Below are 26,897 nucleotides of genomic sequence, written 5' to 3'. Positions count from 1 at the left end.
TGCACCAGCGTGGGCGCGCCCGACATTGCTGATCCGCGCCGGGTGCGTACCGTTCTGCGGTGATGGTGCTTCGAGCTAGCGGCTCTCCCGAGCCGAACCCCGTGGGTCGCCGTGCCGTGGCACCCGCCACCGAGGACGTCCTGACCGGCTACCAGTCCGCGCGGGCGCAACGCGCGCTGTTTGACGTGCGCGGCGGTTCGGGCAGCGGATACGACGAATTCGTCGACGAGGCAGGCGATGTTCGGCCGGCCTGGGCGGACGTCGCCGAGTGCATCACCGAGCGCGGACGCGGCGGCCTCGCCGCGTTGCGCACCACGGTGCGTCAACTGGTCGACAACGACGGCATCACCTTCGGCCACTCCGACCAGCACGGTACGGCCATCGGCGGTCGCGGCGACGACGATGCGGGAACCCCCGGTCCGTGGCACCTGGACGCTCTGCCGCTGGTGATCTCGGCGGCCGACTGGGATCAGTTGGAATCGGGTCTGGTGCAGCGCTCTCGACTGCTCGACGCCGTACTCACCGATCTATATGGACCACGCCGGTCCATCACCAGCGGTGTGCTGCCCGCTCAGTTGCTCTTCGCCCACCCCGGATACGTCCGCGCCGCACGTGGCATCGAGGTGCCTGGGCGCCACCAACTGTTCCTGCACGGCTGCGATGTCAGTCGAAGCGGATCCGGGGCCTTCCGTGTCAACGCCGACTGGACGCAGGCGCCGTCGGGAGCGGGTTACGCCCTGGCCGACCGTCGCGTGGTGGCCCACTCCATCCCCGACCTCTACGAGCGGATAGGGCCGCGGCCGGTATCGCCGTGGGCACAGGCCCTTCGTCTGGCACTCATCGACGCGGCGCCGGAGTCCGCCGAGGAGCCCGTGGTGGTGGTGCTCAGCCCCGGCATCCACTCTGAGACCGCATTCGACCAGGCCTACCTGGCCAGCGTGCTGGGCTTCCCCTTGGTGGAGAGCGCCGATCTGGTGGTGCGCGACGGCAAGCTGTGGATGCGCTCGCTGGGCACGCTGAAACGCGTCGACGTCGTCCTGCGAAGGATTGATGCGGAGTACGTCGATCCGCTGGACCTGCGCCCCGACTCGCGACTGGGTGTCGTCGGGTTGGTCGAGGTGCTGCGACGCGGTGCGGTCACGATGGTCAACACACTCGGCAGTGGCGTCCTGGAAAGCCCTGGGCTGCTGCGATTTCTGCCGGAACTGGCCGAACTGCTGCTGGACGAGACGCCCACGCTGGACACCACACAGGCGTACTGGGGCGGTATCGACCTGGAGCGAGCCCATCTACTGTCGCACCTGTCGTCGTTGGTCATCAAACGGGTCGATGGTGGTGAACCGATTGTCGGACCGGCGCTGTCGGCGGCCGGGCTGGCGGACCTGAGCGCCTGCATCGCGGCGACACCGTGGCGGTGGGTGGGCCAGGAACTGCCCGAGTACTCTTCGGCGCCCACCGACTTCGACCCGGGCGGGCTGTCGGCGAGCAAGGTCGGCATGCGCCTGTTCACCGTGGCCCAGCGCGGCGGATACGCCCCGATGGTCGGCGGGCTCGGTTACCTCGTCGCGCCCGGTCACGCGGGCCACGAGCTGCAGACCGTTGCGGCCAAGGACATCTGGGTGCGTGCGACAACCCGCGTCACGGCCGAGCGCACTCCGACGCCGCCAGCCGATCTGCTCGAGCTGGAGGTCGCCGCCGGGGCGGCTCTTGAGCTGGATGTCGCCGCCGGGGCGGCTCCGGCGATGACGCCGAGCCCGACCCGTGCCGTCAGTTCGCCGCGCGTGTTGTCGGATCTGTTCTGGCTCGGCCGCTACGCCGAACGGGCCGAGGCCATGGCACGCCTGCTCACCGTGACCCGCGAGCGATACCACGAATTCCGGTACCGCCGCGAGATGGCGGGAAGCGAGTGTGTGCCGGTACTCCTGACCGCGCTGGGTGAACTGACCGGAACCGACACCGGCGCCGACGGTGACGACGCCGATATGGTCGCGACGGCGCCCACGACGCTGTTATCGCTTACCGCCGACCGACACCGTGCCGGCGCACTGGCTCAGTCGGTCGAACGACTCGGCCTGGTGTCACGGGCCGTGCGCGACCAGATGTCCAACGACACGTGGATGGTGCTGGCAGGGGTGGAGCGGGCGGTGCTGCATCCCGCGGGCGGCCGGCCCGACTCGCAGACCGAGGGGGAGACCTACCTGGCGGCGGCGCACAGCCAGACGCTTGCCGGCATGCTCGCGCTGTCGGGTGTCGCGGCCGAGTCGATGGTGCACGACGTCGGCTGGACGGTGATGGATATCGGCAAGCGCATCGAACGTAGCGCGTGGCTGACGGCCCTGCTCGGCGCCACACTGACCACGGTGCGCAATCCCGCTGCCGAGCAGACGATTACGGAGTCGACGCTGGTCGCGTGTGAGTCGTCGGTGAGCTACCGCAGACGCATGCTCGGTCAGGTCAGCGTGGCCGCTGTCGCCGACCTGCTGCTCTTCGATGCCGAGAACCCGCGGTCACTGGCCTTCCAGTTCGAGCGCCTGCGCACCAATTTGAGAGCACTGCCGTCATCATCGGGATCGACGCGTCCTGAGCGGCTCGCAGAGGACATCACAGCCCGCTTGCGCCGCGTCGGCCCCGAGGGTCTCGAGGTCGTCAGCGCCGATGGCAGACGTGCCGAGCTGGCCGACCTGCTCGACGGTCTCTCGGCGGACCTGCGTGAGCTGTCCAACCTCATCACGGCCGCCCACCTGTCGCTGCCCGGTGGCATGCAGCCGCTGTGGGGACCCGACGAGCGAAGGGTCGTGCCGTGACTATCACCGACGCACCGACGCCCGGCGCCACCCGTGGCTACGAGATCACCCACCGCACGACCTACCGCTACTCTGACGACGTCACCAGCTCCTACGGCCGGGGATTCCTGACACCGCGCGACTCCACCGGTCAGCGGTGCGTGTCGCACCAACTGCACATCGATCCCGAGGCCACCGACAGGTCCACTAGCCGTGACGTTTACGGAAACGTCAGCTCCTACTTCCATGTGAGCGAACGCCACCGGACGCTTTCCATCACGAGTCACTCGGTGGTGGAGGTCGACCCGCCGCCCGCCGAGCTGTACGGCGCCGGCTCGGCCGAGGCGCCGTGGGAGATCGCCCGGCCCGTCGGTCCCGACGGCGCACTGGCATCCGAGTTCACCCTTGATCTGCAGCCCCCCGAGATCACCGAGGAGTTGCGGGCCTACGCCGCACCCAGTTTCATCCCCGGCCGGCCACTGATTGAGGTACTGGCCGATCTCAACTCGCGAATCAACACGGATTTCGCCTACCGCTCGGGCTCGACGACGGTGTCCACGCGGGTCGCCGAGGTTTTGGTGGCGCGGGAGGGGGTATGTCAGGACTTCGCCCGGTTGGCGATCGCCTGCCTGCGCGCCAATGGTCTGGCCGCCAGCTATGTCTCCGGATATCTCGCGACAGATCCACCGCCTGGAAGGGAGCGCATGGTGGGTGTCGATGCGACACACGCGTGGGCTGCCGTGTGGACACCTCAAAACCAGTGGCTGGGGCTGGATCCGACGAACGACCAGATGGTCGACGAACGCTACATCGTGGTTGGCTTCGGCCGCGACTACGCCGACGTGCCGCCCCTGCGGGGCATCATCTACACCGACTCCACGAGCAGCGTCATCGACGTCTCGGTGGACGTCGCGCCGTTGCGGGAAGGTGTCCGAGGTGCGTGACTTCACCTGTCCCAACTGCGGTCAGCGGTTGACGTTCGAGAACTCGATCTGCCTGAGCTGTCGCAGCAAACTGGGCTTTTCGCTCGACGACAGGGCGCTGCTGGTGATCGTGCCGGGACCGGAGAGTGAACACGCCGGGGCGGTTGACGAGAGTCAGTACCGGCTGTGCGCGAATCTACATGTGGCCGAGTGCAACTGGCTAGTCAAGAAGGGTCCGGTCGCGGCGCTGTGCACATCGTGCGCGTTGACCAGAACCCGCCCCAATGACGGAGATCGGAAGGCAATGGCCGCCTTCGCCGACGCCGAGCGGGCCAAACGCCGGCTGATCTTCGAACTCGCCGAGCTCAAGCTGCCGATCGTCGGCCGAGCGCAGGACCCGGAGTTCGGGCTGGCCTTCGACCTGCTCTCCAGCGAGAACGAGACGGTATCCACCGGGCACCACAACGGGGTCATCACGCTGGATCTCGCCGAGGGCGACGACGTCCACCGCGAGCAGTTGCGCATCGCACTGTCCGAGCCGTACCGGACGCTGCTCGGTCACTTCAGGCACGAGATCGGGCACTACTACTTCTACCGGCTGGTGGGCGGATCGGCCGAACAGACCGCGCGTTTCGTCGAGCTGTTCGGCGACCCCACCGCCGACTACCAGAGCGCATTGGACCGCCACTACAGTCAGGGCGCTCCAGCCGGTTGGGAGAGGGATTACGTCTCGTCGTACGCCAGCATGCACGCCGCGGAGGACTGGGCCGAGACGTTCGCCCACTACCTGCACATCCGCGACGCGCTGGATACCTCCGCGGCCTTCGGATTCGCCCCTGCAGGTGCCACCTTCGACCGACGGGCACTGGGCCCCAGCGGATTCGACACCATCATCGAGATGTGGCTACCGCTGTCGTGGGCGCTGAACATGGTGAACAGGTCGATGGGTAGGGAGGACCTCTACCCGTTCGTGCTGCCGCGGGCGGTGCTCGAGAAGATGCGCTTCATTCACACCGTGATCGACGAGATGGCCTAGCCGTCAGGGCGGTCGCCTGGCCGCGACACTCCGACAGGGGCCCGGTGTTGACCTCGAGCAAAGGGTAGAGCAGCATTTCGCTCCATGACTCGTACTCTTGGCATCCGCGTCGGCGCCGGGCTGTTCGTCGGTGCCGCGGCGCTGTCTTTGACTGCCTGCAGTGCCACCATCAAGCCGGAGGGCGCCGCGCAGTCGATAGTCGATCTGGTGTCAAAGCAGACCAAGTTCAAGCCAACCGACGTCACGTGCCCCAATGACGTGAAGGCCGACGTCGGCGTCGAGTTCGACTGCACCTTCACCGGGCCCGAGAACACGCCCTACACCGCGCACATGAAGATCCTCAAGGTGGAGGGCGAGCAGGTCGTCTTCGACATCAACACCGAGCCCACGGGGTAGCCGCGCCTCAGCTGTCATGCTCCGCGGGCGACGGCGCGCGTCCAGCCACACCGGCCGTCAACAAGTCGCGCGCCTGCTTGCTGCCATCCAGCGCCCGGCTGATGCGTTCGGTGATCTCCCAACCGTCGCCTGCACGCCGCAGCCTAAAGTGGTTGGCACCCGCACGATAGACACGAAAGCCCTTGTCGGCCCTGACGAACAGCGCCGAGTCGCACACCGCGACTGCAACGTCGCCGGTCACGGTGACCACCGCAGGGCCGAGAAAGTGGCAGCAACCGTGTTCGATGAGCCGCTGATGGTCGTCGGAGCGCACCATCGCGGCGACGTCGGCGCGACTGTGCATCGACCAGCCCGCAACCTGGTAGCCGCCGTCCACCGCCCACAGTGCTGCCGTCCCGTCGGCGTCGCCTGCGTCCACCAGCGGACCATAGGCCGCGATCATCCGCTCAATGGCGCGTTCGTCCTCCAAGCGACGCAGCCGCGCCTCGAGCTCGGCGAACCGGTCGTCTTCGATCATGATGTCCGTCCTTACAGGTTGTCGGATATCTCGCGCAACGCCGCCAACTGATCGCAGTACTGCGACGCTGACTGGGCAGTGATCGCACAGGTTGTGGTGGTGGCTCCGAGGTCGGCGAGCTGCAAAAGCCTGCGTGCGGCCTCCTCGGGCGCGCCGGTCGGGTCCAGCGGCCCGCACGGCAGAGCGATGTCGAATCCGGGCGGAAGGTCAACGGCGGAAAGCAGTTCCGCAGTTTGCCTCGCGCTCAGCCCAAACGGCATCCAGCCGTCGGCGAGTGTCACCGCGCGGCGCAGTGACCGCCGGGTCCGGCCGCCGACCCAGATCGGCACGTGTTGCTGGACGGCACACGGATCCATCACGACCGAGTCGAAGGCGTAGAACTCGCCGGCGAAGACGGGTCTGGTGGTCGACAGCGAGGAACGCAGTGCCCGCAACGCATCGTCGGCGCGCGGCCCCCGGTCATCGAACGACGCACCCAGGAGACCGAACTCGGCGGCCAGCGAGCCGACCCCGACACCCAACGTCAGCCGGCCCCCGCTGAGCCGGTCGAGCGTGCCGTAGCGCTTCGCGATCTCGAGTGGGTGGTGGTAGCCCAGCACCACGACGGCGGTGAGGAGGCGGATGCGGGTCGTGCGCGCGGCGAGATAGGCCAAGGTGGCCAGGGGATCCCAGTACGTCGAACCGCGTTGACCCGCGTCGTCCTCGGGCACGATGACGTGCTCCGGGCAGGTCAGGTAGTCGAATCCGAGTGTGTCGGCGGCCTCTGCGATGCGAACGATGTCCTCGACCGCACCGTCGCGCTCCCAGGCCGATGCGGCCCCGGGTAGTTGCATGACGACTGGTGTCGACAGTCCAATTCGCATCAGCCGGGACCGATCAGCCGCTGCATGAACTCGTGGGTTTCGAGGACCACCTTGGCCCGGTCGGGATCGTTGCGCCGGGCAACGTCGCGGTCGTTGCCTGCCGCCACGAACACCGGTCCATTGGCCAACTGCGCGAGGCCTTCGCGCGCAACGTCGGCGGGGTCGGCCACGCGCAGCCCAGGCACGTCGAAGTTCAACCCCACCCGTTCCATCGCGGGTGTGCGGGTGACACCGAGGACGAGTTCGAGCACGTCCACGTCGAACTCACGCAGCTCCAGCCACAAACTCTCGGCGAATATCCGGCCGAACGCCTTCACCCCGCCGTAGACGGTGTGCCGCACCGAGCCGAGATAGCCCGCCATCGAGCCGACGAGAAGCAGGCCGCCCCGCCGCCGCTCGCGCATCGGCCCGCCGAAGTGCGACACCAGGCCCATCATCGTCGTCACGTTCAAGTCCACGACACGACCGAAGTCCGCCGGGGTGGCGTCGAGGAACTCCGCACTGCACGTGTTGGCACCTGCGTTGTAGATCAACAGCCCGACCTCGAGGCCCGCGGTGGCCGCGGCAACCTCATCGCACGCCGACGGAGCGGCCAGATCGACCGACAGCGTGCGGACCTCGACACCGGACTCCCGGCAGCGGGTCGCCGTGGCCTCCAGGGGGCCGGCCTTGCGGGCGAGGAGCACGAGGTTGATGCCTGCCTCGGCGACCAGCCGGGCGAACTCGGCGCCGACGCCCTCGGATCCGCCCGCGATCACGGCCCACGGCCCGTACTTGGATGCGTCAATCACCCCCCGATCGTCGCACCGCGGGGTCGGGCGTCGACACATCGGGCGCGTGGTCAGCCCGTCAGTCGCAGGTAGGCACGTCCCCGCGGGGACAGCCGGTAGCCGACGTCGAGGCTGATCGTCAGCCCGAGACCCTTGAGCTGGCGTACCCGGCGCTTGAATTTCGGGATGTCCAAGCCAAGGCGTGCGGCCAGGTCGGGTGCGCGGACTGCCTCGTTGTCGGAGATGAGCCGCAGGTACTCGCGTGTCCACGGCACGCCGACGCCATCCCAGCGGTCCAGCCGGGAGGTGATGGTGTCCACGTCGGCCGAGGTCAGGTGGTCGTCGGCGGCCAGCGCGGGGCGTTCGTCGGGAGCCAGAAACGACACCGCGATTGCATAGGTGTGTCTGGCAGGCCTGCGGTCGAGGTCGGCTTGGGCCGCCTTGGCGCTGGGATAGCCCGCTGCCTTGGCCTGACGTGCCGTCACACGATGGGAGCCGGGAAACTCCGCGATGTCATCGATGCGGATGGTGCCCACCGGAGTGCGCTGCGTACCACCGACTTTGGCGCGCGGCGCGTCCCATCGGCGCAGCACCAGTGTGATCGTGCCGTCGACGATGCCCTCGGCAGTCGCCCGGTTCAACAGCATGCGCTCGATGGTAGGGAAGCGGGGTGTGGCGGTGCCCGACTTCGGCGCCGATGGTCCATAGGATCGTGCGGTGGCAGATCGATACGGCTCCGATATCCTCGCCCGCGACCCGCACGGTCCCAAGCGCAAGCGGTCCACCGAACGCGTCATCGAGATGGGTCTCGTGGTGGAGGACGTGGCGACCGGGTATGTCGGCGCCGTGGTGCACGTCGAGTTCGGGCGGATGCAGCTCGAGGATCGCAAGGGCAGGCGCAAGTCCTTCCCGGTCGGCCCGGGCTACCTCATCGACGGTAAGCCGGTCATCCTCAACCCGCCGCTGCGGCGACCCCCGCCGGCCGCGCCGACCAGGACCGCATCGGGATCGGTCGCCGTGCACGGGGCCAGGGCGCGCACCGCGCTCCCCAGCCGGATCTACGTCGAGGGCCGCCACGACGCCGAACTCGTCGAACAGGTGTGGGGCGATGACCTGCGCATCGAGGGCGTCGTGGTCGAGTACCTCGGCGGCGTGGACGATCTCGTCGACATCGTCGCGGAGTTCCGGCCCGGACCGGGGCAGCGACTGGGCGTCCTCGTCGACCACCTGGTGGCGGGGTCCAAGGAGGCCAGGATCGCCGAGGCGGTACGCCGGGGTCCCGGCGGCGAACACACCCTCGTGGTGGGGCACCCGTTCATCGACATCTGGCAGGCGGTCAAGCCGGCACGGATTGGTGCCAAGGCGTGGCCCGTCATCCCGCGCGGTACCGAGTGGAAGCACGGTGTCTGTGAGGCGATGCGCTGGCCACACCGAGATCAGGCCGATATCGCCAGGGCGTGGCAGCGGATCCGGGGGAGTGTGCGCGACTGGACCGACCTCGAACCCGATCTCATCGGCCGCGTCGAGGAACTCATCGACTTCGTGACGCAGCCCGCCACCTAGGCGGCGTGGTAAGCCTGAACTGTGTCTGACGGACTGTTCGACGTCTCCGATCCCGACCCGGATGTGGCCGCGGCATCGTCGACGTTGTCGCCGCTCGCGGTCCGTATGCGCCCCGCCGGGCTCGATGAGGTGGTCGGCCAGGACCACCTGCTGAGGCCCGGCTCGCCGCTGCGGCGTCTCGCTGAGGGGTCGGGCGCGGCGTCGGTCATCCTCTACGGTCCGCCCGGCACCGGGAAGACCACGCTGGCATCGCTGATATCGCATGCGACCGGCAGACGCTTCGAGGCGCTGTCCGCGCTGTCGGCCGGAGTCAAGGAGGTCCGCGCCGTCATCGACGTCGCCCGGCGCGCCGCGGTGCACGGCCAGCAGACCGTTCTCTTCATCGACGAGGTCCACCGGTTCTCCAAGACCCAGCAGGACGCGCTGCTCGCCGCGGTGGAGAACCGCGTGGTGCTGTTGGTGGCGGCCACGACGGAGAACCCGTCGTTCTCGGTCGTCGCGCCGCTGCTGTCGCGGTCACTGATCCTGCAGTTGCAGCCGCTGGCCGCCGATGACATCCGCGCCGTGGTGCAGCGTGCGATCGCCGACCCGCGTGGTCTGAACGGCACCGTCGACGTCGACCCCGACGCCGTCGAGCTGGTGGTGCAGTTGGCCGCGGGTGACGCGCGGCGCGCGCTGACCGCACTCGAGGTGGCCGCCGAGGCGGGTGATCGAGTCACGGTCGAGGTCATCGAGCAGTCCCTGGACAAGGCGGCCGTGCGCTACGACCGCGACGGTGACCAGCACTATGACGTCGTCAGTGCGTTCATCAAGTCGATCCGCGGCTCGGATGTCGATGCCGCACTGCACTATCTGGCCCGGATGTTGACCGCGGGGGAGGATCCCCGATTCATTGCCCGTCGTCTGATGATCCTGGCGAGCGAGGACATCGGAATGGCCGATCCGACGGCGCTGCCGACGGCCGTCGCCGCCGCACAGACCGTGCAGTTGATCGGCCTGCCGGAGGCGCAGCTGACGTTGGCGCACGCCACCGTGCACCTGGCGACCGCGCCGAAGTCCAACGCGGTGACCATGGCGCTGTCCGCGGCGATGGGCGATATCAAGGCGGGCAAGGCCGGGTTGGTCCCGCCGCATCTGCGCGACGGCCACTATTCGGGCGCCGCTGCCCTGGGCAACGCGCAGGGGTATGCGTATCCGCATGACGATCCCGGTGGTGTTGTGCCCCAGCAGTATCCACCCGACGAGCTGGCCGGTGTCGACTACTACCGGCCGACGAGCCATGGCATCGAACGTGAGATCGGCTCCAGGCTGGAGAAGTTGCGCGCGATCGTGCGGCGGGTCCGCCGCTAGGCCCTCACCCATCTCGCCGAGACTGCGGTGAGATCGCGGTTTGTGCGGAATTCGTGATCTCACTGCAGTCTCGGCGGCGGTCTTGACACGTGGTGACGTTCCTCCTACCGTTGTAATCAACTAATTGGTTGATCAACGAATGGGTTGACTTTGAGTGATGGCGGCGGTGTCGAGAGCGGTCTGGACCGGGCCTTCCTGGCGCTGGCTGACCCGGTTCGGCGCGCCATCGTGGCGCGGTTGTCCCGCGGACCGGCGACGGTCAACGAGCTGGCCCAGCCTTTCGACATCACGAAACAGGCGGTGTCCAAGCACATTCAGGTGCTCGAGCTGGCAGGCCTGGTCACCCGCAGCCGGGATGCCCAGCGCAGGCCGGTGCACCTCGACCCGGTCGCCCTCGAGCGGCTGACGTCGTGGATCGATCGCTACCGCCTCGACGCCGAACGCAACTATCGCCGCCTGGACGACCTATTGGCGGCAATGGCGACGGACGAAATGACGTCTGACGAAGTAACCGAAGAAGTCAATGAAGTGAAGAGAAGGGGAAGATCACGATGACGAACGCACTGCACCTGGTGGCGCCGGTGGACACGCTGGCCATGGAGTTCACCCGCGAGTTCGCGGCGCCGAGGGACGCGCTGTTTCGCGCGCACGCCGAACCCGATCTGGTCAAGCAATGGCTAGGGCCCCACGGCCTCGAGATGACCATCGAGCACTGGGATTTCCGTACCGGTGGCGGCTACAGATACGTGCACTCCAGTGAGGAGGGAGCGTTCACCTTCAATGGGGTCTTCCATACCGTTCGTGAGAACGACATCGTGATCCAGACCTTCGAGTTCGAGGGTGCGCCCGACATGGTGAACATCGAGTTCATGTGGTTCACCGATCTCGGTGACGGCCGCAGCAGGCTGCGGGGCCGCTCCATCTGCCCGAACACCGAGGCGCGCGACGCGCTGTTGTCGTCGGGCATGGAGGGTGGCATGACGCAGAGCTACGAACGCCTCGACGCCCTGCTGGCCTGACAGCCCCGCCGCGCGCCGGGTGTGTCAGCGGCGCAGTAGTCCAGTGCGTCGGCGCCCGATCGCGGCGGACACCAGGGCGACGCCCAGCGCGGCCACAATCACCTGCACCAGAAGTTCGAGCCAGTCGATACCGCCGGTGACCGTGGGAATGCCTATGGCGCGCGCCAGTGCTGTCCCGAGAAACGCCGCGACGATGCCGACGAGCACCGTGACGAGCACGGAGATGTGCTGCTTGCCCGGCACGACGAGGCGGCCAAGTACGCCGACCACGATGCCGATGAGTATTGCGGTGATGACACCGGTAATGGTCATGTCTTCCTCCAGCGGGTGGGTGGTGAGACTGCAATACCCATGCGGCGTCGGGATAAACAGGGACGTCAATTGACTTGCCCGCCGTACGCTCGTCGGTGTGCAGACCGATGTGCTCGAGGTGGACACGACGCGGCGGCGGACGGTGGATGTGACCGAGGAGGTGCGGTCCTTCTGCGCCGGCCGCGGTGACGGACTGTGCAACGTCTTCGTGCCGCACGCGACGGCCGGCTTGGCCATTGTCGAGACGGGCGCCGGGTCCGATGACGACATGGTCGAGGCGTTGGAGCGCCTGCTTCCTCGTGACGACCGCTACCGCCATGCGCACGGTTCGCCGGGTCACGGCGCCGACCACGTGCTGCCCGCGATAGTCGCGCCGTCGGTGACATTGCCTGTGCAGGGCGGCCGACCGCTGCTGGGTACCTGGCAGAGCGTCGTACTGGTCGACCTGAACCGCGACAACTCACAGCGATCGGTGCGGTTGAGCTTCGTCCGCGGCTGAGGCTTCCCCGCTGCGGCACGCGGGGGACCAGCGGTTCGTTGGCCTGACCGCGCCTCTTCGGGGCAACATTGATGGACCGGTACTGTAATGCGGTCGACAAGCAATTCGACCCACTCCAACGATGAAGGACAGCAGCACGTGCAGACACACGAGATCAGGAAACGCTTCCTCGATCACTTCGTGAAGGCGGGCCACACCGAGGTGCCCAGCGCGTCGGTGATCCTCGATGATCCCAACCTGCTGTTCGTCAACGCCGGTATGGTCCAGTTCGTCCCGTTCTTCCTCGGAGCACGCACCCCGCCGTGGGATCGTGCGGTGAGCGTCCAGAAGTGCATCCGCACTCCGGACATCGACGAGGTCGGCATCACCACCCGGCACAACACGTTCTTTCAGATGGCCGGCAACTTCGCCTTCGGGGACTACTTCAAGAAGGGCGCCATCGAGTTCGCCTGGAGCCTGCTGACCAACCCGGTGGACCAGGGTGGGTACGGGTTCGATCCCGAGCGGATCTGGGCCACCGTCTATCTCGATGACGACGAGGCGATATCGCTGTGGCGTGAGGTCGCCGGTCTGCCCCTGGAGCGCATCCAGCGTCGCGGTATGGCCGACAACTACTGGTCGATGGGCATTCCCGGCCCGTGCGGCCCGTCGTCGGAGATCTACATCGATCGCGGACCCGAGTACGGCATCGAGGGTGGCCCGGAGGCCAACGAGGACCGCTACATCGAGATCTGGAACCTCGTCTTCATGCAGAACGAGCGGGGTGAGGGCACCAGCAAGACCGACTTCGAGATCCTCGGGCCGTTGCCACGCAAGAACATCGACACCGGCATGGGTGTCGAGCGCGTCGCCTGCCTACTGCAAGAGGTGGACAACGTCTACGAGACGGACCTGCTGCGTCCGGCGATCGACCTGATCGCAGGCATCGCGCCCCGCGGCTACGGTGTCGGCAACCACGCCGACGACGTGCGCTACCGCGTCATCGCCGACCACAGTCGCACCGCGGCGATCATCATCGGCGACGGGATCAGCCCGGGCAACGACGGCCGCGGCTACGTGCTGCGCCGCCTGCTCCGCCGTGTCATCCGGTCGGCCAAACTGCTCGGCATCGACACCCCGATCGTGGGCGACCTGATGATCACCGTGCGCGACGCGATGGGGCCCTCCTACCCCGAACTGGTCGACGACTTCGACCGCATTCACCGCATCGCAGTCGCCGAGGAGACGGCGTTCAACCGAACCCTGGTGTCGGGTTCGAAGTTGTTCGACGACGCCGCAGGCGCCACCAGAGCTTCCGGTGCGACAGTGCTCTCGGGCGCCGACGCATTCGCCCTGCACGACACCTACGGCTTCCCGATCGAACTGACCCTCGAGATGGCGGCCGAATCCGGGCTGTCGGTCGACGAGGAGGGATTCCGCGGCCTGATGGCCGAGCAGCGGCAGCGAGCCAAGGCAGACGCCGCGGCGCGCAAGCATGCGCACGCAGACCTCAGCGCATACCGCGACCTGGTGGATGCGGGTCCGACGGAGTTCACCGGATTCGACGAATTGACCTCGCAGGCAACGATTCTCGGCATCTTCGTGGACGGCAAGCGCGTTCCGGTGATCTCGCACGACATCGAGGGCGGCTCGGTCGACCGTGTCGAACTGGTCCTGGACCGCACACCGCTCTATGCCGAATCCGGTGGTCAGATCGCCGACATCGGCTCCATCACGGGGACCGGATCCAGCGGCGCGGCCAAGGCGGCCGTCACCGATGTGCAGAAGATCGCGAAGACGCTCTGGGTGCACCGCGTCAACGTCGAGTCCGGTGAGTTCGTCGAGGGCGACACCGTCTCGGCCGCGGTCGATCCGAAGTGGCGTCAAGGCGCCACCCAGGGCCACTCCGGTACCCACATGGTGCACGCCGCGCTGCGACAGGTGCTGGGCCCCAACGCGGTTCAGGCCGGATCGCTCAACCGGCCCGGTTACCTCCGATTCGACTTCAACTGGCAGGGACCGCTTTCCGACGATCAGCGGACCCAGATCGAAGAGGTCACCAACGAGGCAGTCCAGTCCGACTTCGAGGTCAACACCTTCAACACCGAACTCGACAAGGCCAAGGCCATGGGCGCGATGGCACTCTTCGGCGAGAACTATCCCGATGAGGTGCGCGTCGTCGAGATCGGTGGCCCGTTCTCCATCGAACTGTGCGGTGGTACCCACGTGCACAACTCGGCTCAGATCGGACCGGTCACCATCCTCGGTGAGTCATCGGTCGGATCGGGTGTGCGGCGCGTCGAGGCGTACGTCGGCCTCGACTCGTTCAAGCACCTGGCCAAGGAACGCGCACTGATGGCCGGCCTGGCGTCATCGCTGAAGGTGTCCTCCGACGAGGTGCCCGCCCGTGTGGCGAACCTCGTGGAGCGGTTGCGGACTGCCGAGAAGGAACTCGACCGGGTGCGCCTGGCGAATGCGCGAGCGGCTGCGGTGAACGCTGCCGCTGGCGCGGAACTGGTGGGTAAGGTCCGTGTCGTGGCACAGCGGATGGCCGGGGGTATCTCGGCGGCCGATCTGCGCAGTCTCGTCGGTGACATCCGCGGCAAGCTCGGCTCCGAACCCGCTGTCGTCGCCCTGATCGCCGAGGGTGAGGGTGACACGGTGCCGTATGTGGTCGCGGTGAACCCCGCAGCGCAGGACCTCGGCCTATCCGCCAACGACCTGGTCAAGACCGTCGGTGCGGCGGTGAACGGACGTGGCGGCGGTAAGGCCGACCTGGCTCAGGGCTCCGGCAGCGGTGCCTCGGGGATCGACGCGGCCCTGGCTGCCGTGCGTGCCGAGGTAGGCCGGAGCTAACTGGGTGACCCATCCCGACGATCGCCAACCGGACCGGCCCGGGCCATCCGACCCCGGACGTGGACCACGGGTTGGCGTCGACGTCGGCACCGTCCGGATCGGTGTCGCCGTCAGCGATCCGGACGGGATTCTTGCGACGCCAGTGGAGACGGTGCGCCGGGACAGGACGGACAAGCACGTCCGTCGGCTGGTGAGGCTCATCGAGGAACTGGGGGCCGTGGAGGTGGTGGTGGGATTGCCGCGGACGCTGGCCGACCGAACTGGACCGTCGGCGCGCGATGCCATCGCCGTCGCCGATGCACTTGCCGCGCGTATCGCACCCATCCCGGTGCGTCTCGCAGACGAACGATTGACCACCGTGACTGCACAGCGCTCCCTGCGTGAAGCAGGGGTGCGCGCGAAGGGACAGAGGGCGATGATCGACCAGGCCGCAGCTGTTGGCATCCTGCAGAATTGGCTGGACCAGCGGCGCCACGTGCAGGCCGATCACAGCGGAGCCGACGATGTCTGATGACTGGGGCCGCGAACGACCGCAACCGACGGCGGTGGGAGCACCTCGACGCGGCATGAGCCGCACCGAGCGAGCCCGCGCCAGCCGCAACAATCGGCGTCGCCGTACCGTCACCGCCCTCTCGATAACCGCGCTGATCGTCGTCGTGGTCGGCGCGGTGTTCCTCGGCTCGCGGATGTGGCACGGACTGTTCGGCATGGGTGACGACTACACGGGCGCCGGTGTAGCCGACGTGATCGTCGAGGTGCACAACGGCGACTCGACGACGGCGATCGGACAGGCGCTGCAGGAGAAGGGTGTGGTGGCGACCTCGCGGGCGTTCGTCGACGCCGCCTCGGGTAACTCCGCCATCTCGGCCATTCAGCCCGGTTTCTACAAGGTGCGCACCGAGATTCCCGCTGCCGACGCGGTCAAGCGGCTGGCCGACCCCAAGAGTCGTGTGGGTCTGATGGTGATCCCGGAGGGCCGCCAACTCGACGACACCGCGGATGTGCGGACGAACGCCGTCACCGACGGCATCTTCTCGTTGATCTCCAAGGCGACGTGCGTGAGTCTCGACGGGACCGAACAGTGCGTCGGTGGCGATTCCCTCAAGGACGCCGCCTCATCCGGGGAGCCGTCGGCGCTGTCGATCCCGCAGTGGGCGGTCGAACCGATCAAGGCGGTCGGTGATGATCACCGCCGCATCGAGGGTCTCATCGCACCGGGTACGTGGAACGTCGACCCGTCAGCGTCGGCGATGGAGATCCTCTCAGAGCTCATCGCGGCCAGCGTCGCGCAGTACGAGGCCAACGGGTTGCTCGCCGCGGGAGCCGCGGAGGGTATGTCGCCGTACGAGATCCTGACTGTCGCGTCGCTGGTGCAGAAGGAGTCCATGCCGGACGACTTCGCAAAGGTGGCCCGCGTGATCTACAACCGGCTGATCGCAGCCGACCACCGGCGGCTCGAGTTCGACTCGACGGTCAACTACTCGCTGGACCGCCAGGAGGTGGCGACCACCGACGGCGACCGCGCCAGGGACACCCCGTGGAACACCTATGTCCGCGAGGGACTTCCGGCGACACCGATCTGCTCACCGGGGCTGCCCGCGCTGGCGGCCGCCGAGCACCCGGAGCCGGGGGACTGGCTCTACTTCGTGACCGTGGACCTGCAGGGCACCACTTTGTTCACCCGTGACTACCAGCAGCACTTGGCCAATATCGAAGTGGCCCAACGCAATGGTGTGCTCGACAGCGCCCGCTGAGCGTGCGGTGACGTGCACGATCCGATGGTGCGCGGTGGCGGGCCCGCGATGACGGCCCGTAAGGCCGCGGTGCTCGGCTCGCCGATCGCCCACTCGAGATCCCCGCAGCTACACCTGGCGGCCTACGCGGCGCTCGGGCTCGTGGACTGGACCTACGAGCGCATCGAGTGCGGTGCCGATGAACTGCCCGCCCTCGTCGGCGGATTCGGCCCGGAGTGGGTCGGGGTGTCGGTGACCATGCCGGGGAAGTTCGCCGCGCTGCAGTTCGCCGACGAGCGGACGGCGCGTGCCCAACTGGTGGGGTCGGCCAACACGCTGGTCCGCACCGACACCGGGTGGCTGGCCGACAACACCGATGTCGACGGCGTGACTGGTGCGCTGCGTGCCCTGATCGAGATGACATGGGGCCGGGCCGCGGTCCTCGGTTCCGGCGGTACTGCGCCCGCCGCCGTGCTGGGGTTGGCCGAACTCGGCGTCCCCGACATCTCGATCGTGGCGCGCAATCCCGACAAGGCCGCCCCGCTGGTGGCGTTGGCCGAGCAGGTCGGGGCCACCGCGCGCTGGGTCGAACTGGGCACTTCGCTCGAACTGTTGGACGTTGTGGTCAGCACCATTCCCGCGGATGTGGTGGCGGCCCACGCACCGTCAGTTGTCGGAGTCCCGCTGCTGCTCGACGCGATCTACGACCCGTGGCCCACACCGCTGGCATCGGCGGTGGAGTCGGCAGGCGGCCGCGTGGTGAGCGGACTGGCGATGCTGCTGAACCAGGCGTTCGCCCAGGTCGAGCTGTTCACCGGCCAACCGGCGCCGAAAGAGGCGATGAGTAGGGCCCTTACCGCGGATTAGCCTTTTCAGATGGGGGCGGCGCCTGCGGTGGGGTGTGTGGTCGTGCTGGTCTGGCTCACCGCCTTGAGCGTCTACGACATTCGCCAGCAGCGGCTGCCCAACGCCCTGACCCTTCCGGGAGCGGCAGTCGTGCTGGTGATCGCGGCGGCGAACGATCGCGGGCCGGCGGCGCTGGCCGGGGCTGCCACGTTGGCCGGGTGTTATCTGGTCGTGCACCTGATATCGCCCGCCGGCCTTGGCGCGGGCGACGTCAAGCTCGCCATCGGCGTGGGCGCGCTGTGCGGGGCGTTCGGTCTTGATGTGTGGCTGTTGGCCGCGCTTGGCGCCCCGCTGCTGACAGTGCTGTGGGCCATCGGGGCGGCCCTGCGCCGCGGAGCCGGTTTGCGTCGCGCGGCGGGTGTTCCGCACGGACCGGCAATGTGCGTGGCGACCGCCACAGCCGTCGCGGTGGCGATCACCTGAGCCATACGGTGGTGTGACCATGCCAGCACGCCTCGCCCAGCCGTCCGACCTCCCCGCCATCGCGGAGATCTACGAGCACTACGTGACCGGCAGCGTCGCGACGTTCGAGGTCGATCCGCCCGACGCCCAGGAGTGGCTGCGGCGTCTCGGCACGATCACCGAGGTGGGCCTACCGTTCCTGGTCACCGAACGCCATGGTGCCGTCGCCGGATATGCCTACTGCGCGCCGTGGAAGGCCCGGCCGGCCTACCGCGCCACCGTCGAGGACTCGGTCTACGTCGCGCCGTGGGCTGTCGGCTTGGGGTGCGGCACCGAGCTGATGACGGCCCTGCTCGAGGCCTGCAGGGACGTCGGGGTCAGGGAGGTGATCGCGGTTATCGCCGACAGCGGTGACCCCGCATCGGTGCGCCTGCACGGCCGGTTCGGTTTCGTCGAGGCCGGGCGCCTGACCCGCGTCGGCCACAAACACGGCCGCTTCGTCGACACCATCCTGCTGCAGTGCAGCCTGGCGCGGGACGCCTCAGCGTGACGGATTACGTCAGGTTCGGCGTGTCATGGGAAGATGGGACGCGTGTTGCGATGGACCACTGCTGGTGAATCTCACGGCCGCGCGTTGGTGGCCGTGGTTGAGGGCATGGTCGCCGGTGTCGGCGTTACCACTGAGGATATTGCGGGGCAGCTGAGGCGGCGACGCCTGGGCTACGGCCGCGGCGCCCGCATGAAGTTCGAGGCCGACGAGGTCACGATGCTCGCCGGGATCCGGCATGGGCTCACGATGGGTGGTCCGATCGCCATCGAGATCGGCAACACCGAGTGGCCCAAGTGGGAGACCGTGATGGCGTCGGATCCCGTGGATCCCGCCGAACTCGACGTGGCGCGTAATGCCCCGCTGACCCGCCCCCGACCTGGTCACGCCGATTACGCGGGCATGCTCAAGTACGGGTTCGACGACGCCCGGCCGGTTCTCGAGCGCGCCAGCGCCCGCGAGACCGCAGCCCGAGTCGCTGCAGGCACCATCGCGAGGGCCTTCCTCCGCGAGGTACTCGGCGTTGAGGTGCTCTCACACGTCATCTCCATCGGCGCCTCCGCGGCGTACGACGGTCCACCGCCACGGCCCGAGGACCTCGCCCGGATCGACGACAGCCCGGTGCGGGCTTTCGACGAGGCCGCCGAGAAGTCGATGATCACCGAGATCGAGGACGCGAAGAAGGACGGCGACACCCTCGGTGGCGTCGTCGAGGTGGTCGTCGACGGCCTCCCCATCGGACTTGGCTCGTTCACCAGTGGCGAGGATCGGCTCGACAGCCAGCTTGCCGCCGCGCTGATGGGAATTCAGGCCATCAAGGGCGTCGAGATCGGTGACGGCTTTGAGACCGCGCGACGCCGCGGCAGCGTCGCCCACGACGAGATCTACCCCGGACCCGACGGCGTCCTTCGCTCGACGAATCGCGCGGGCGGGCTTGAGGGCGGTATGACCAACGGTCAGGCCCTGCGCGTGCGGGCCGCCATGAAGCCGATCTCGACGGTGCCTCGCGCCCTGGCGACGGTCGACATGGCCACCGGCGACGAGGCGGTCGCCATCCACCAGCGCTCCGACGTGTGTGCGGTGCCCGCCGCGGGCGTGGTGGCCGAGACCATGGTCGCCCTTGTGCTCGCGCGCGCCACACTGAGGAAGTTCGGCGGGGACTCCGTGGCTGAGACGCGATCCAACGTCGACAGCTACCTGCGCGCTGTCGCGGCCCGGTCGGGCGCCGACCGCGGGATCGATCCGGCGGCGCGGGCGTCGGGCTGATGGCACCCAAGGCCGTGCTGGTGGGCATGCCCGGATCGGGCAAGTCCACCATCGGGCGGCGCTTGGCCAAGGCGCTCGGCGTGCCGCTGTTGGACACCGACGCCAAGATCGTCGAGACCACCGGCCGCAGCATCGCCGACATCTTCACCGACGGTGAGGCGGAGTTCCGTCGCATCGAGGCCGAGGTGGTGTGCGCGGCCCTGGCCGAACACGACGGCGTCGTCTCCCTCGGCGGCGGCGCAGTCACCTCGCCTGCCGTGCGCGAGGCTCTGGCCGGCCACACCGTGGTGTACCTCGAAATCAATGCGTCCGAGGGGATTCGGCGTACCTCGGGTGGGACTGGCCGCCCACTGCTGGCCGGCGCCGACCCAGAGGAGACGTTCCGCAAGTTGATGGCGGAGCGTGTGCCGCTGTACCGCGAGGTCGCCACCATGCGGGTCAACACCAACCGCCGCAACCCCGGTGCGGTCGTCCGTCACATCGTCGCGCGCCTGGAGTGCAACGCCGTCGAGCAGCCCCCGCGAAAGCGGCGCAGGCCGGCGTGGCGGCGACTGCCCACTGTTCTCAATCCCGGTCCCATCACCGAGGCCCCGCCGAGTCCATCGGCCCTGGCCCGCCAAGCGGAAGCGCGTAATGACTGAACCCGTGACCGTCGACGTCCAGGTCGACCGGCCCTACCCCGTGATCATCGGCACCGGCCTGCTCGCCGATCTGACCCGGATCCTCGCCGATCGCCACAGGGTGGCGATTCTGTACCAGCCCACGTTGGCTGCGACCGCAGAGGCGATCCGTAGTGCCTTGGCGGACAACGGTGTCGACGCACACCGCATCGAGATTCCGGACGCGGAGGCGGGCAAGGAGCTGCCCGTCCTCGGTTTCATCTGGGAAGTGTTGGGCCGCATCGGGATCGGTCGCAAGGATGCCGTCGTCAGCCTCGGTGGGGGAGCGGCGACCGATGTCGCTGGCTTCGCCGCCGCCACCTGGTTGCGCGGCGTCGACGTCGTGCACGTGCCGACCACGCTGCTCGGCATGGTCGACGCCGCCGTGGGTGGCAAGACCGGCATCAACACCGACGCGGGCAAGAACCTGGTCGGGGCGTTTCATCAGCCGCTCGCCGTGCTGGTCGACCTCGCGACGCTGGAGTCGTTGCCGCGCAACGAGATCGTGGCTGGCATGGCCGAGATCGTCAAGGCCGGTTTCATTGCCGATCCCGTCATCCTTGACCTGATCGAGGCCGACCCCGAAGCTGCGCTCGACCCCTCCGGCACCGTGCTACCCGAGCTGATCCGGCGTGCCATCGCGGTCAAGGCTGAGGTGGTGGCCGCCGATGAGAAGGAATCGGAGCTCCGCGAGATCCTCAACTACGGCCACACCCTGGCCCATGCGATCGAGCGGCGCGAACGCTACAAATGGCGGCACGGGGCGGCCGTCTCGGTCGGCCTGGTGTTCGCCGCCGAACTCGGCCGGTTGGCCGGACGGCTCGACGATGCCACTGCCGACCGGCACCGGGCCATCCTGACCTCGCTGGGGCTGCCGGTGGACTACGACGCCGACGCCTTCCCCCAGCTGCTGGAGCACATGGCGGGCGACAAGAAGAACAGGTCCGGTGTGCTGCGCTTCGTGGTGCTCGACGGGCTGGGTAAACCAGGGCGTCTCGAGGGGCCCGATCCGTCGTTGTTGGTGGCCGCCTACTCGGAGATCGGGGTTCGATGAGCGCTCGCGCAGCGACCGTGCATGTGGTGAACGGGCCCAACCTGGGCCGGCTCGGCCGGAGGGAGCCCGCGGTCTACGGCAACACCACCCACGACGACCTGGTCGCGATGATCGAGCAGGAGGCCGACGAACTCGGCCTGACGGTCACCGTGCGGCAGTCGGACAGCGAGGCCGAACTACTGGGCTGGATTCACGACGCCGCCGACGCGGGTGAGGCGGTGATCCTCAACGCCGGCGCATTCACGCACACGTCGGTGGCGCTGCGGGACGCCTGCTCGGAGTTGACCGCCCCGTTGATCGAGGTGCACATCTCGAATGTCCACGCCCGGGAGGAGTTCCGGCACCACTCGTACCTGAGTGCGGTCGCGACCGGCGTCATCGTCGGTCTCGGCGTGCAGGGGTATCTGTTGGCCCTGCGCTACCTGGCCGCTCAGGCCTGATTCTCGCTGCCGCTCAAGCCTGACGGTCGCCGTTCGGCGTCTCTTCGGTGCCACCCGATGAGGCGACAGCGGCGGTCGGCTGTGCATCGTCGCGGACGGCCTCGAAGACATCGGTGTCGGCACGGTCGGTGTCGCTGCCCTCCCGCTGCCGCTCCAGGGGTGCTGCATTGCGGTCAATGAGGTAGCGGCCCACGGACACACCGGCGATGGCGGTCAGGAAGGTCACCAGCGCGGTGAACGCGGCGAAGGTGGTGACCTCGTTGAGGAGAGCCTCGGCGTAGACGTTGTTGTAGAAGAGCGAGATGAACCACGCCACGAACCCGCTGACGACGCCGGCGAAGAGTCCGGCGAGCAGCCACGTCATCGCGAGGTCACCACGACGGTCGGGGTCGGGATTGGCTGCCGCGTCCGCACGGCCGTCGAGGATGCCCCAGACGAACGAGGCGAGGCCGAACAACACCACCAGCGTCACACTGATCAGTAGTGCCTGGGTTTCCCAGGCGTTGATCAACGCGCCTTGAAGCAATCGGACGACGACCATCAGGGCGGCGAACACCAGTCCGCGCAGCAACCACTTGCTCATGAGGGCACACCCTAGCGAGTACGGTCATGCACCGTGACGATTTCCCAGCGCAGGGAGAGGTTGCGTCGTCGACTCGCCGCGGTCGAGCTGGACGCGATGTTGATAACAGACCTGGTCAACGTGCGTTATCTATCCGGATTCACCGGTTCCAACGCGGCATTGTTGATTCGTGTCGACGACGACACACCCGTGTTGGCGACCGACGGGCGCTACGTGACGCAGGCCGCGGCGCAGTCCCCGGACGCCGAGGTCGTCATCGAACGGGCATGCGGCCCCTATCTGTCGGCGTGCGCCGCCGAACGCGGAGTGCGCAGGCTCGGCTTCGAGAGCCACGTCGTCACCGTGGATGGGTTCGCCACCCTTAAGCATGCAGCGGGTGCCGTCGAGTTCGTCCGTGCCGCGGGCACCGTCGAGGCGCTGCGCGAGGTCAAGGACGCCGGCGAGATCGCGATGCTTCGCCTGGCCTGCGAGGCCGCCGATGCCGCGCTGGCCGATTTGGTGGCGGCGGGCGGGCTGCGGTCGGGCCGCACCGAGAAGGAGGTCGCCCGCGACCTGGAGTCCCGGATGCTCGACCACGGCGCCGACGGGGTGTCGTTCGAGACCATCGTGGCTGCGGGGCCCAACTCGGCGATCCCGCACCACCGTCCGACCGACGCGACACTGGCCGCGGGGGACCTGGTCAAGATCGACTTCGGTGCGCTGGTGGCGGGCTACCACTCGGATATGACGAGGACCTTCGCGCTGTCACCCGTCGCGCAGTGGCAGCTCGACGTCTACGACCTGGTGGCGACGGCTCAGCGGATGGGGCGAGAGGCGCTGGCGCCGGGGATGTCGCTACGCGACGTCGACAGTGCATCGCGGCAGGTCATCGCCGATGCCGGGTACGCGGAGAACTTCGGCCACGGGCTCGGACACGGCGTCGGACTGCAGATCCACGAAGCGCCGGGAATCAGCGCGTCCTCCGCCGGTACACTGCTTGCTGGTTCTGCCGTGACCGTGGAACCCGGTGTATACCTGCCCGGCTACGGCGGTGTCCGCATCGAGGACACACTGGTCGTGGGCAGTGAATGCGCACCCGCACCCGAATTGCTTACCCGGTTCCCCAAGGAACTGGCCATCCTTTAGGAGTTGTACCCAACGTGGCTTCGACCGCAGATTTCAAGAACGGACTCGTCCTGCAGATCGACGGCCAGCTGTGGCAGATCACCGAGTTCCAGCACGTCAAGCCCGGCAAGGGGCCGGCGTTCGTGCGCACCAAGCTCAAGAACGTGGTGTCCGGCAAGGTTGTCGACAAGACCTACAACGCCGGTGTGAAGGTCGAGACCGCGACCGTCGACCGGCGCGACGCCACTTACCTGTATCGCGACGGCAGCGACTTCGTGTTCATGGACTCCGAGAACTACGAGCAGCACCCGCTTCCAGAGGCGCTGGTCGGGACCTCCGCCGACTACCTGTTGGAGAGCATGCCGGTCCAGATCGCGTTCCACGACGGCGTGCCGCTGTACCTCGAGCTTCCCGTCACCGTCGAGCTGGTGGTCAGCCACACCGACCCGGGTCTGCAGGGTGATCGCTCCAGCGCGGGCACCAAGCCGGCCACCATGGAGACGGGTGCCGAGATCCAGGTGCCGCTGTTCATCAACACCGGTGACAAGCTCAAGGTCGATTCCCGTGACGGCAACTACCTCGGTCGGGTGAATGCCTGACCGCCGATCCGACCGGGGTCGGCATCAGGCCCGCAAGCGGGCCGTAGAAGTCCTGTTCGAGGCCGAGGCGCGTGGTATGACCGCCGCCGAGATCGCGGACTCACGCACCACCCTGGCCGAGAGCGATGCCGAGACCTCGGGCCTGAACCCGTACACGGTGACCGTCGCGCATGGCGTCACCGAGCACGCCGCCCACATCGACGACCTGATCTCGGCGCACCTGCAGGGCTGGACCCTGGAGCGGCTTCCCGCGGTCGACCGCGCGATCCTGCGCGTCGCGGTGTGGGAGCTGCTGCACGCCGAGGACGTCCCCGAGCCGGTCGCCGTCGACGAGGCCGTCGAGCTGGCCAAGAAGCTGTCAACCGATGACTCCCCGGGCTTCGTCAACGGCGTACTGGGCCAGGTCATGCTCGTCACCCCGCAGATCCGTGCGGCAGCCGCCGCGGTACGCGGGGCCACCGCCCCACCTGAGGCATAGCGGACATCTGGTTTCACGCCGAGTGCCCCGCGATCCAGATTCGCGCGCGGTCGAGGATGGCGTGTGAGTCGAACGTGTCGGCGGTCCACGTCGTGGAACGAACGGATCCGCGGGGGGCGTAGCGCGACATGATGTCGACGTGATGGGGCAGGACGATGAACCGCTCCAGGTCGTCTTCGCTGGCCCAGATCGAGATCGAGCCGCTGCGCGCGGTGGCAGGCACCGACCAGAGCCACAGTCCGACAGCTCCGGACATGGCGTACCAACCCATGCGCATGCGCATTCCGTTGACGGCTACAGCCGGAAGCGTGTGCCGATGATGTGCCGCGAAGGCGGTGACGCTGACCACCACAGGAGCGCCTGCAGGATCGTGCGGCCCAGGCATCCACGGTGTCAGCAGCGGTGCTCAGCGCGTCCCGGCGCACCGCGCTGGTCAATTGGGCAGAACACCACGATTGCGTGGTCATCGAGGACGACTACGACGCGGAGTTCCGCTACGACCGGGCACCCATCGGAGCGCTCCAGGGACTTGCGCCAGAACGAGTGGCGTACGCCGGATGCGCGAGCAAGATGCTGACGCCCGCACTGCGCCTTGGCTGGATTGTCTTGCCGGGCTGGCTTGTTCAGGATGTGGTTCGGGAAAAACTGCTCGATGACATGGGTACCACCATGCTCGAACAACTGGCGCTCGCGCGCTTCATTGAATCCGGCGGATTGGCTCGGCATCTTCGTCGTGTACGCCCGGTCTATCGCCGCCGACGCGACGCCACCCTCGAGACGCTCTCGACGGCGCTTCCGGGTGCGGTACCGACCGGCGTGGCAGCGGGCCTGCATTTGTACGCGCAACTGCCAAACGGGTGCGACGAATCGGGCCTCGTCGAGACTGCACGTCAGCGGGGCGTCCTCATAGAGGGAGCAAGCGAGCACTGGTCCGATCCACGTTCGGCGCCACCGGCGTTGGTGCTTGGCTACGGTTCGATCGCCGAGTCCGCGATCCGCGACGGGCTGGCGACCCTCGGGTCGGTCTACCGCGCCATGACGTAGTCGGGCAGATCAATCGAATCCGCGGTGGCGAAGAACTTCCTGGCCGCGTACGAGCGGAACGGCCAGCGTTGCATCCACCGCATCACGGCGGCGGTGATCGCGATGTCCGATTTCGACATCGGTGCGTAGCCGTCGAGCCCTGCGGGCAGGTCCTGGCACTTGCCGACGTAGGGCCGCATCACTGTCGCGTACCGCGCCAGCGCGTCGTGCACCCGGCCCGTCGGGAGTCCCGTCTCAGCCGCACCGAGTTCACCGGCCAGCACGTACGCGCCGACCAGAGCCAGGCTGGTGCCCATTCCGGACAACGGCGACGCGCAGTAGCCGGCGTCGCCGCACAGCGTGACCCGGCCGCTGGACCAGGTGTCCATGTGTACCTGCAGGAAGGCGTCGAGGTAGAAGTCATCAGCCTGCGATGCGGCGGCGAGGAGTTCGTCGCTGTGCCACCCCGCTCCTGCGAACCTCTCGGTCAGCATCCGGCGCTGAGACTCGAGGTCGCGACGGTCGTAGTCCAACGGTTCCGATCGGAATGCCAAGCCGGCCTTGCCGATCGCGGGATCGTGCGACGGCCGCATCGACGCGTTGAGTCCGCCCGGCGCCTGGTACATGAGGTACCAGCCGGCCAGCCCGATGTCGTCGGGTGCGGTGAACCACGCGTGGTAGCCGCCAAGCGGTCTGACGAACTGCTCCTCCGGGCCGAACGTCAGGCGTCGCACCGCAGAGTGAGGGCCGTCCGCACCGACCACTAGGTCGGCGCGCACACGGGTGCCGTCGCTCAACTTAGCGTCGACTCCGTCGTCATCCTGGTCGAGTTCTGTGATGCGGGTGTCGAACCGATACTCCGCGCGGTCCTTCGTCGCCTGATAGAGCACGTTAACGAGATCGCCCCGGAGGATCTCGAGCTTGGACACAACGCCGTTGCCGTCGAACGCCTCGACGGGCATCTGCGCGCGCCTCGTCCCGTCGGATCGCACCCAGGCGATGCCGCGCTGGTCGAGTGAGCGATCGACCATCTCGTCCAGCAGACCCATTCGCTCGACGACGCTCCTGCCGGCTCCCCGTAGGTCAACCGTCTGGCCGCCGGGCCGGATACCTGGTGCGAGTTCGACAATCACCACGCGATAGCCGTTGGCGGACAGCCAGTGCGCGAGCGCGGGGCCGGCGATCCCGGCCCCGCTGATCAGAACGGTCGATTCACTCATGGCAGCGAGCGTATGTG

At 67.9% G+C, this 26,897-nt stretch carries 31 protein-coding genes; 23 read left to right on the top strand and 8 right to left on the bottom strand.

Annotated elements, in window-relative coordinates; translation table 11 throughout:
- Positions 1 to 62 precede the first annotated feature (62 nt).
- The 4 genes from ABIA65_RS16240 to ABIA65_RS16225 all read left to right on the top strand — a co-directional run bounded on the left by ABIA65_RS16240 (position 63) and on the right by ABIA65_RS16225 (position 5,138).
- Positions 63 to 2,804: a circularly permuted type 2 ATP-grasp protein gene (locus tag ABIA65_RS16240; RefSeq protein WP_354524179.1), complete on the top strand. Its 2,742-nt coding sequence runs from the start codon at positions 63 to 65 to the stop codon at positions 2,802 to 2,804.
- Positions 2,801 to 3,727, top strand: coding sequence for a transglutaminase family protein (locus ABIA65_RS16235; RefSeq protein ID WP_354524178.1), 927 nt, complete (start codon positions 2,801 to 2,803; stop codon positions 3,725 to 3,727). Before ABIA65_RS16240 ends, ABIA65_RS16235 begins: the two co-directional genes overlap by 4 nt.
- Positions 3,720 to 4,742 (top strand): zinc-binding metallopeptidase family protein, encoded by a 1,023-nt coding sequence (locus ABIA65_RS16230; RefSeq protein WP_354524177.1) that lies wholly within the window; start codon positions 3,720 to 3,722, stop codon positions 4,740 to 4,742. The genes ABIA65_RS16235 and ABIA65_RS16230 overlap by 8 nt, the downstream gene beginning before the upstream one ends.
- 84 nt (positions 4,743 to 4,826) lie before the next feature.
- A complete protein-coding gene (locus tag ABIA65_RS16225) occupies positions 4,827 to 5,138 on the top strand; it encodes a DUF4333 domain-containing protein (protein WP_241399291.1) in 312 nt (103 codons plus the stop codon).
- 7 nt (positions 5,139 to 5,145) lie between these two features.
- Here the strand turns inward: ABIA65_RS16225 and ABIA65_RS16220 are convergent, their stop codons facing one another.
- The 4 genes from ABIA65_RS16220 to ABIA65_RS16205 are packed head-to-tail and all read right to left on the bottom strand — an operon-like array spanning position 5,146 to position 7,935.
- Entirely contained in the window at positions 5,146 to 5,655 is a 510-nt protein-coding gene (locus ABIA65_RS16220; RefSeq protein WP_241399290.1) for a nuclear transport factor 2 family protein, read from the bottom strand.
- Positions 5,656 to 5,666: 11 nt separating this feature from the next.
- Complete coding sequence (locus ABIA65_RS16215; RefSeq protein WP_241399289.1) at positions 5,667 to 6,518, bottom strand: LLM class F420-dependent oxidoreductase; 852 nt, start codon at positions 6,516 to 6,518, stop codon at positions 5,667 to 5,669.
- Entirely contained in the window at positions 6,518 to 7,348 is an 831-nt protein-coding gene (locus ABIA65_RS16210; protein WP_502919569.1) for an SDR family NAD(P)-dependent oxidoreductase, read from the bottom strand. Before ABIA65_RS16210 ends, ABIA65_RS16215 begins: the two co-directional genes overlap by 1 nt.
- Before the next feature lie 11 nt (positions 7,349 to 7,359).
- Positions 7,360 to 7,935 carry a hypothetical protein gene (locus tag ABIA65_RS16205; RefSeq protein ID WP_354524175.1) on the bottom strand — a complete coding sequence of 192 codons (576 nt, stop codon included), beginning with the start codon at positions 7,933 to 7,935 and terminating at the stop codon, positions 7,360 to 7,362.
- Between the two features lie 70 nt (positions 7,936 to 8,005).
- On the opposite strand from ABIA65_RS16205, the gene ABIA65_RS16200 reads away from it, so the two are divergent.
- From ABIA65_RS16200 to ABIA65_RS16185, 4 genes are all read left to right on the top strand, one after another.
- Entirely contained in the window at positions 8,006 to 8,851 is an 846-nt protein-coding gene (locus ABIA65_RS16200) for a DUF3097 domain-containing protein (RefSeq protein WP_354524174.1), read from the top strand.
- Positions 8,852 to 8,872: 21 nt separating this feature from the next.
- Positions 8,873 to 10,201 carry a replication-associated recombination protein A gene (locus ABIA65_RS16195; protein ID WP_371746801.1) on the top strand — a complete coding sequence of 443 codons (1,329 nt, stop codon included), beginning with the start codon at positions 8,873 to 8,875 and terminating at the stop codon, positions 10,199 to 10,201.
- 150 nt (positions 10,202 to 10,351) lie between these two features.
- The gene (locus tag ABIA65_RS16190) at positions 10,352 to 10,756 is read left to right on the top strand and encodes an ArsR/SmtB family transcription factor (protein ID WP_354524234.1); all 405 of its coding nucleotides are present in this window, start codon (positions 10,352 to 10,354) and stop codon (positions 10,754 to 10,756) included.
- A complete protein-coding gene (locus ABIA65_RS16185) occupies positions 10,753 to 11,220 on the top strand; it encodes an SRPBCC family protein (RefSeq protein ID WP_354524173.1) in 468 nt (155 codons plus the stop codon). The genes ABIA65_RS16190 and ABIA65_RS16185 overlap by 4 nt, the downstream gene beginning before the upstream one ends.
- 24 nt (positions 11,221 to 11,244) lie before the next feature.
- Here ABIA65_RS16185 and ABIA65_RS16180 read toward each other — a convergent pair whose 3' ends face one another.
- The gene (locus ABIA65_RS16180; protein ID WP_241399285.1) at positions 11,245 to 11,532 is read right to left on the bottom strand and encodes a GlsB/YeaQ/YmgE family stress response membrane protein; all 288 of its coding nucleotides are present in this window, start codon (positions 11,530 to 11,532) and stop codon (positions 11,245 to 11,247) included.
- A 97-nt stretch (positions 11,533 to 11,629) separates the two neighbouring features.
- Here ABIA65_RS16180 and ABIA65_RS16175 point away from each other — a divergent pair, with 97 nt between their 5' ends.
- From ABIA65_RS16175 to aroQ, 11 genes are all read left to right on the top strand, one after another.
- Positions 11,630 to 12,031 (top strand): secondary thiamine-phosphate synthase enzyme YjbQ, encoded by a 402-nt coding sequence (locus ABIA65_RS16175; protein ID WP_354524172.1) that lies wholly within the window; start codon positions 11,630 to 11,632, stop codon positions 12,029 to 12,031.
- A gap of 138 nt (positions 12,032 to 12,169) precedes the next feature.
- Positions 12,170 to 14,866: an alanine--tRNA ligase gene (gene alaS / locus ABIA65_RS16170; RefSeq protein ID WP_354524171.1), complete on the top strand. Its 2,697-nt coding sequence runs from the start codon at positions 12,170 to 12,172 to the stop codon at positions 14,864 to 14,866.
- Between the two features lie 4 nt (positions 14,867 to 14,870).
- Positions 14,871 to 15,377, top strand: a complete 507-nt coding sequence (ruvX, locus tag ABIA65_RS16165; protein ID WP_241399282.1) for a Holliday junction resolvase RuvX — start codon at positions 14,871 to 14,873, stop codon at positions 15,375 to 15,377.
- On the top strand, positions 15,370 to 16,620 hold the full coding sequence (locus ABIA65_RS16160; protein WP_354524170.1) for an endolytic transglycosylase MltG: 1,251 nt from the start codon (positions 15,370 to 15,372) through the stop codon (positions 16,618 to 16,620). Before ruvX ends, ABIA65_RS16160 begins: the two co-directional genes overlap by 8 nt.
- A gap of 48 nt (positions 16,621 to 16,668) precedes the next feature.
- On the top strand, positions 16,669 to 17,466 hold the full coding sequence (locus ABIA65_RS16155) for a shikimate dehydrogenase (protein WP_354524233.1): 798 nt from the start codon (positions 16,669 to 16,671) through the stop codon (positions 17,464 to 17,466).
- A 9-nt stretch (positions 17,467 to 17,475) separates the two neighbouring features.
- Complete coding sequence (locus ABIA65_RS16150) at positions 17,476 to 17,928, top strand: prepilin peptidase (protein WP_354524169.1); 453 nt, start codon at positions 17,476 to 17,478, stop codon at positions 17,926 to 17,928.
- 19 nt (positions 17,929 to 17,947) lie between these two features.
- Positions 17,948 to 18,457: a GNAT family N-acetyltransferase gene (locus ABIA65_RS16145; RefSeq protein ID WP_354524168.1), complete on the top strand. Its 510-nt coding sequence runs from the start codon at positions 17,948 to 17,950 to the stop codon at positions 18,455 to 18,457.
- Between the two features lie 42 nt (positions 18,458 to 18,499).
- Positions 18,500 to 19,720, top strand: coding sequence for a chorismate synthase (aroC, locus tag ABIA65_RS16140; protein WP_241405691.1), 1,221 nt, complete (start codon positions 18,500 to 18,502; stop codon positions 19,718 to 19,720).
- Positions 19,720 to 20,361 (top strand): shikimate kinase, encoded by a 642-nt coding sequence (locus tag ABIA65_RS16135; protein WP_241399277.1) that lies wholly within the window; start codon positions 19,720 to 19,722, stop codon positions 20,359 to 20,361. Before aroC ends, ABIA65_RS16135 begins: the two co-directional genes overlap by 1 nt.
- The gene (gene aroB, locus ABIA65_RS16130) at positions 20,354 to 21,433 is read left to right on the top strand and encodes a 3-dehydroquinate synthase (protein WP_241399276.1); all 1,080 of its coding nucleotides are present in this window, start codon (positions 20,354 to 20,356) and stop codon (positions 21,431 to 21,433) included. Before ABIA65_RS16135 ends, aroB begins: the two co-directional genes overlap by 8 nt.
- On the top strand, positions 21,430 to 21,873 hold the full coding sequence (gene aroQ / locus ABIA65_RS16125) for a type II 3-dehydroquinate dehydratase (protein ID WP_241399275.1): 444 nt from the start codon (positions 21,430 to 21,432) through the stop codon (positions 21,871 to 21,873). The genes aroB and aroQ overlap by 4 nt, the downstream gene beginning before the upstream one ends.
- A 13-nt stretch (positions 21,874 to 21,886) precedes the next feature.
- Here the strand turns inward: aroQ and ABIA65_RS16120 are convergent, their stop codons facing one another.
- Positions 21,887 to 22,456, bottom strand: a complete 570-nt coding sequence (locus tag ABIA65_RS16120; RefSeq protein WP_354524167.1) for a B-4DMT family transporter — start codon at positions 22,454 to 22,456, stop codon at positions 21,887 to 21,889.
- A 33-nt stretch (positions 22,457 to 22,489) separates the two neighbouring features.
- On the opposite strand from ABIA65_RS16120, the gene ABIA65_RS16115 reads away from it, so the two are divergent.
- Genes ABIA65_RS16115 through nusB form a run of 3 tightly spaced genes read left to right on the top strand, consistent with a single transcriptional unit; the run spans position 22,490 to position 24,637 of the window.
- A complete protein-coding gene (locus tag ABIA65_RS16115; protein ID WP_354524166.1) occupies positions 22,490 to 23,581 on the top strand; it encodes an aminopeptidase P family protein in 1,092 nt (363 codons plus the stop codon).
- A 14-nt stretch (positions 23,582 to 23,595) separates the two neighbouring features.
- The gene (gene efp / locus ABIA65_RS16110) at positions 23,596 to 24,159 is read left to right on the top strand and encodes an elongation factor P (RefSeq protein ID WP_241399272.1); all 564 of its coding nucleotides are present in this window, start codon (positions 23,596 to 23,598) and stop codon (positions 24,157 to 24,159) included.
- Positions 24,152 to 24,637 (top strand): transcription antitermination factor NusB, encoded by a 486-nt coding sequence (gene nusB / locus ABIA65_RS16105; RefSeq protein ID WP_354524165.1) that lies wholly within the window; start codon positions 24,152 to 24,154, stop codon positions 24,635 to 24,637. Before efp ends, nusB begins: the two co-directional genes overlap by 8 nt.
- A gap of 13 nt (positions 24,638 to 24,650) precedes the next feature.
- On the opposite strand, the gene ABIA65_RS16100 is transcribed toward nusB, so the two are convergent.
- Positions 24,651 to 25,022, bottom strand: coding sequence for a hypothetical protein (locus ABIA65_RS16100; RefSeq protein ID WP_354524164.1), 372 nt, complete (start codon positions 25,020 to 25,022; stop codon positions 24,651 to 24,653).
- A 5-nt stretch (positions 25,023 to 25,027) separates the two neighbouring features.
- Between ABIA65_RS16100 and ABIA65_RS16095 the strand changes: the two genes are divergently transcribed.
- Positions 25,028 to 25,681, top strand: a complete 654-nt coding sequence (locus ABIA65_RS16095; protein WP_354524163.1) for an aminotransferase-like domain-containing protein — start codon at positions 25,028 to 25,030, stop codon at positions 25,679 to 25,681.
- Here the strand turns inward: ABIA65_RS16095 and ABIA65_RS16090 are convergent.
- Positions 25,663 to 26,880, bottom strand: coding sequence for an FAD-dependent monooxygenase (locus ABIA65_RS16090; protein WP_354524162.1), 1,218 nt, complete (start codon positions 26,878 to 26,880; stop codon positions 25,663 to 25,665). The two genes, ABIA65_RS16095 and ABIA65_RS16090, sit on opposite strands and share 19 nt — an antisense overlap.
- Positions 26,881 to 26,897 lie beyond the last annotated feature (17 nt).

It is taken from the genome of Mycolicibacterium sp. 624 (assembly GCF_040548615.1).
In the GTDB taxonomy this organism is placed as follows: Bacteria; Actinomycetota; Actinomycetes; order Mycobacteriales; family Mycobacteriaceae; genus Mycobacterium.
The sequence above is the reverse complement of the archived record's forward strand: the minus strand, read 5'-3'. Positions and strand labels throughout refer to the sequence as shown.

Excerpts from the sequence above, each read along its gene's own strand:
- ABIA65_RS16145 (WP_354524168.1), top strand. The coding sequence starts at position 17,948 with ATGCCAGCACGCCTCGCCCAGCCGTCCGACCTCCCCGCCATCGCGGAG.
- ABIA65_RS16225 (WP_241399291.1), top strand. The coding sequence starts at position 4,827 with ATGACTCGTACTCTTGGCATCCGCGTCGGCGCCGGGCTGTTCGTCGGT.
- ABIA65_RS16100 (WP_354524164.1), bottom strand. The coding sequence starts at position 25,022 with ATGCCTGGGCCGCACGATCCTGCAGGCGCTCCTGTGGTGGTCAGCGTC.
- ABIA65_RS16150 (WP_354524169.1), top strand. The coding sequence starts at position 17,476 with ATGGGGGCGGCGCCTGCGGTGGGGTGTGTGGTCGTGCTGGTCTGGCTC.
- nusB (WP_354524165.1), top strand. The coding sequence starts at position 24,152 with ATGCCTGACCGCCGATCCGACCGGGGTCGGCATCAGGCCCGCAAGCGG.
- ABIA65_RS16135 (WP_241399277.1), top strand. The coding sequence starts at position 19,720 with ATGGCACCCAAGGCCGTGCTGGTGGGCATGCCCGGATCGGGCAAGTCC.
- ABIA65_RS16155 (WP_354524233.1), top strand. The coding sequence starts at position 16,669 with ATGACGGCCCGTAAGGCCGCGGTGCTCGGCTCGCCGATCGCCCACTCG.
- ABIA65_RS16120 (WP_354524167.1), bottom strand. The coding sequence starts at position 22,456 with ATGAGCAAGTGGTTGCTGCGCGGACTGGTGTTCGCCGCCCTGATGGTC.
- ABIA65_RS16220 (WP_241399290.1), bottom strand. The coding sequence starts at position 5,655 with ATGATCGAAGACGACCGGTTCGCCGAGCTCGAGGCGCGGCTGCGTCGC.
- ABIA65_RS16215 (WP_241399289.1), bottom strand. The coding sequence starts at position 6,518 with ATGCGAATTGGACTGTCGACACCAGTCGTCATGCAACTACCCGGGGCC.
- ABIA65_RS16090 (WP_354524162.1), bottom strand. The coding sequence starts at position 26,880 with ATGAGTGAATCGACCGTTCTGATCAGCGGGGCCGGGATCGCCGGCCCC.
- ABIA65_RS16205 (WP_354524175.1), bottom strand. The coding sequence starts at position 7,935 with ATGCTGTTGAACCGGGCGACTGCCGAGGGCATCGTCGACGGCACGATC.
- ABIA65_RS16240 (WP_354524179.1), top strand. The coding sequence starts at position 63 with ATGGTGCTTCGAGCTAGCGGCTCTCCCGAGCCGAACCCCGTGGGTCGC.
- ABIA65_RS16185 (WP_354524173.1), top strand. The coding sequence starts at position 10,753 with ATGACGAACGCACTGCACCTGGTGGCGCCGGTGGACACGCTGGCCATG.
- aroQ (WP_241399275.1), top strand. The coding sequence starts at position 21,430 with ATGAGCGCTCGCGCAGCGACCGTGCATGTGGTGAACGGGCCCAACCTG.
- aroB (WP_241399276.1), top strand. The coding sequence starts at position 20,354 with ATGACTGAACCCGTGACCGTCGACGTCCAGGTCGACCGGCCCTACCCC.
- ABIA65_RS16180 (WP_241399285.1), bottom strand. The coding sequence starts at position 11,532 with ATGACCATTACCGGTGTCATCACCGCAATACTCATCGGCATCGTGGTC.
- ABIA65_RS16160 (WP_354524170.1), top strand. The coding sequence starts at position 15,370 with ATGTCTGATGACTGGGGCCGCGAACGACCGCAACCGACGGCGGTGGGA.
- ABIA65_RS16210 (WP_502919569.1), bottom strand. The coding sequence starts at position 7,348 with ATGTGTCGACGCCCGACCCCGCGGTGCGACGATCGGGGGGTGATTGAC.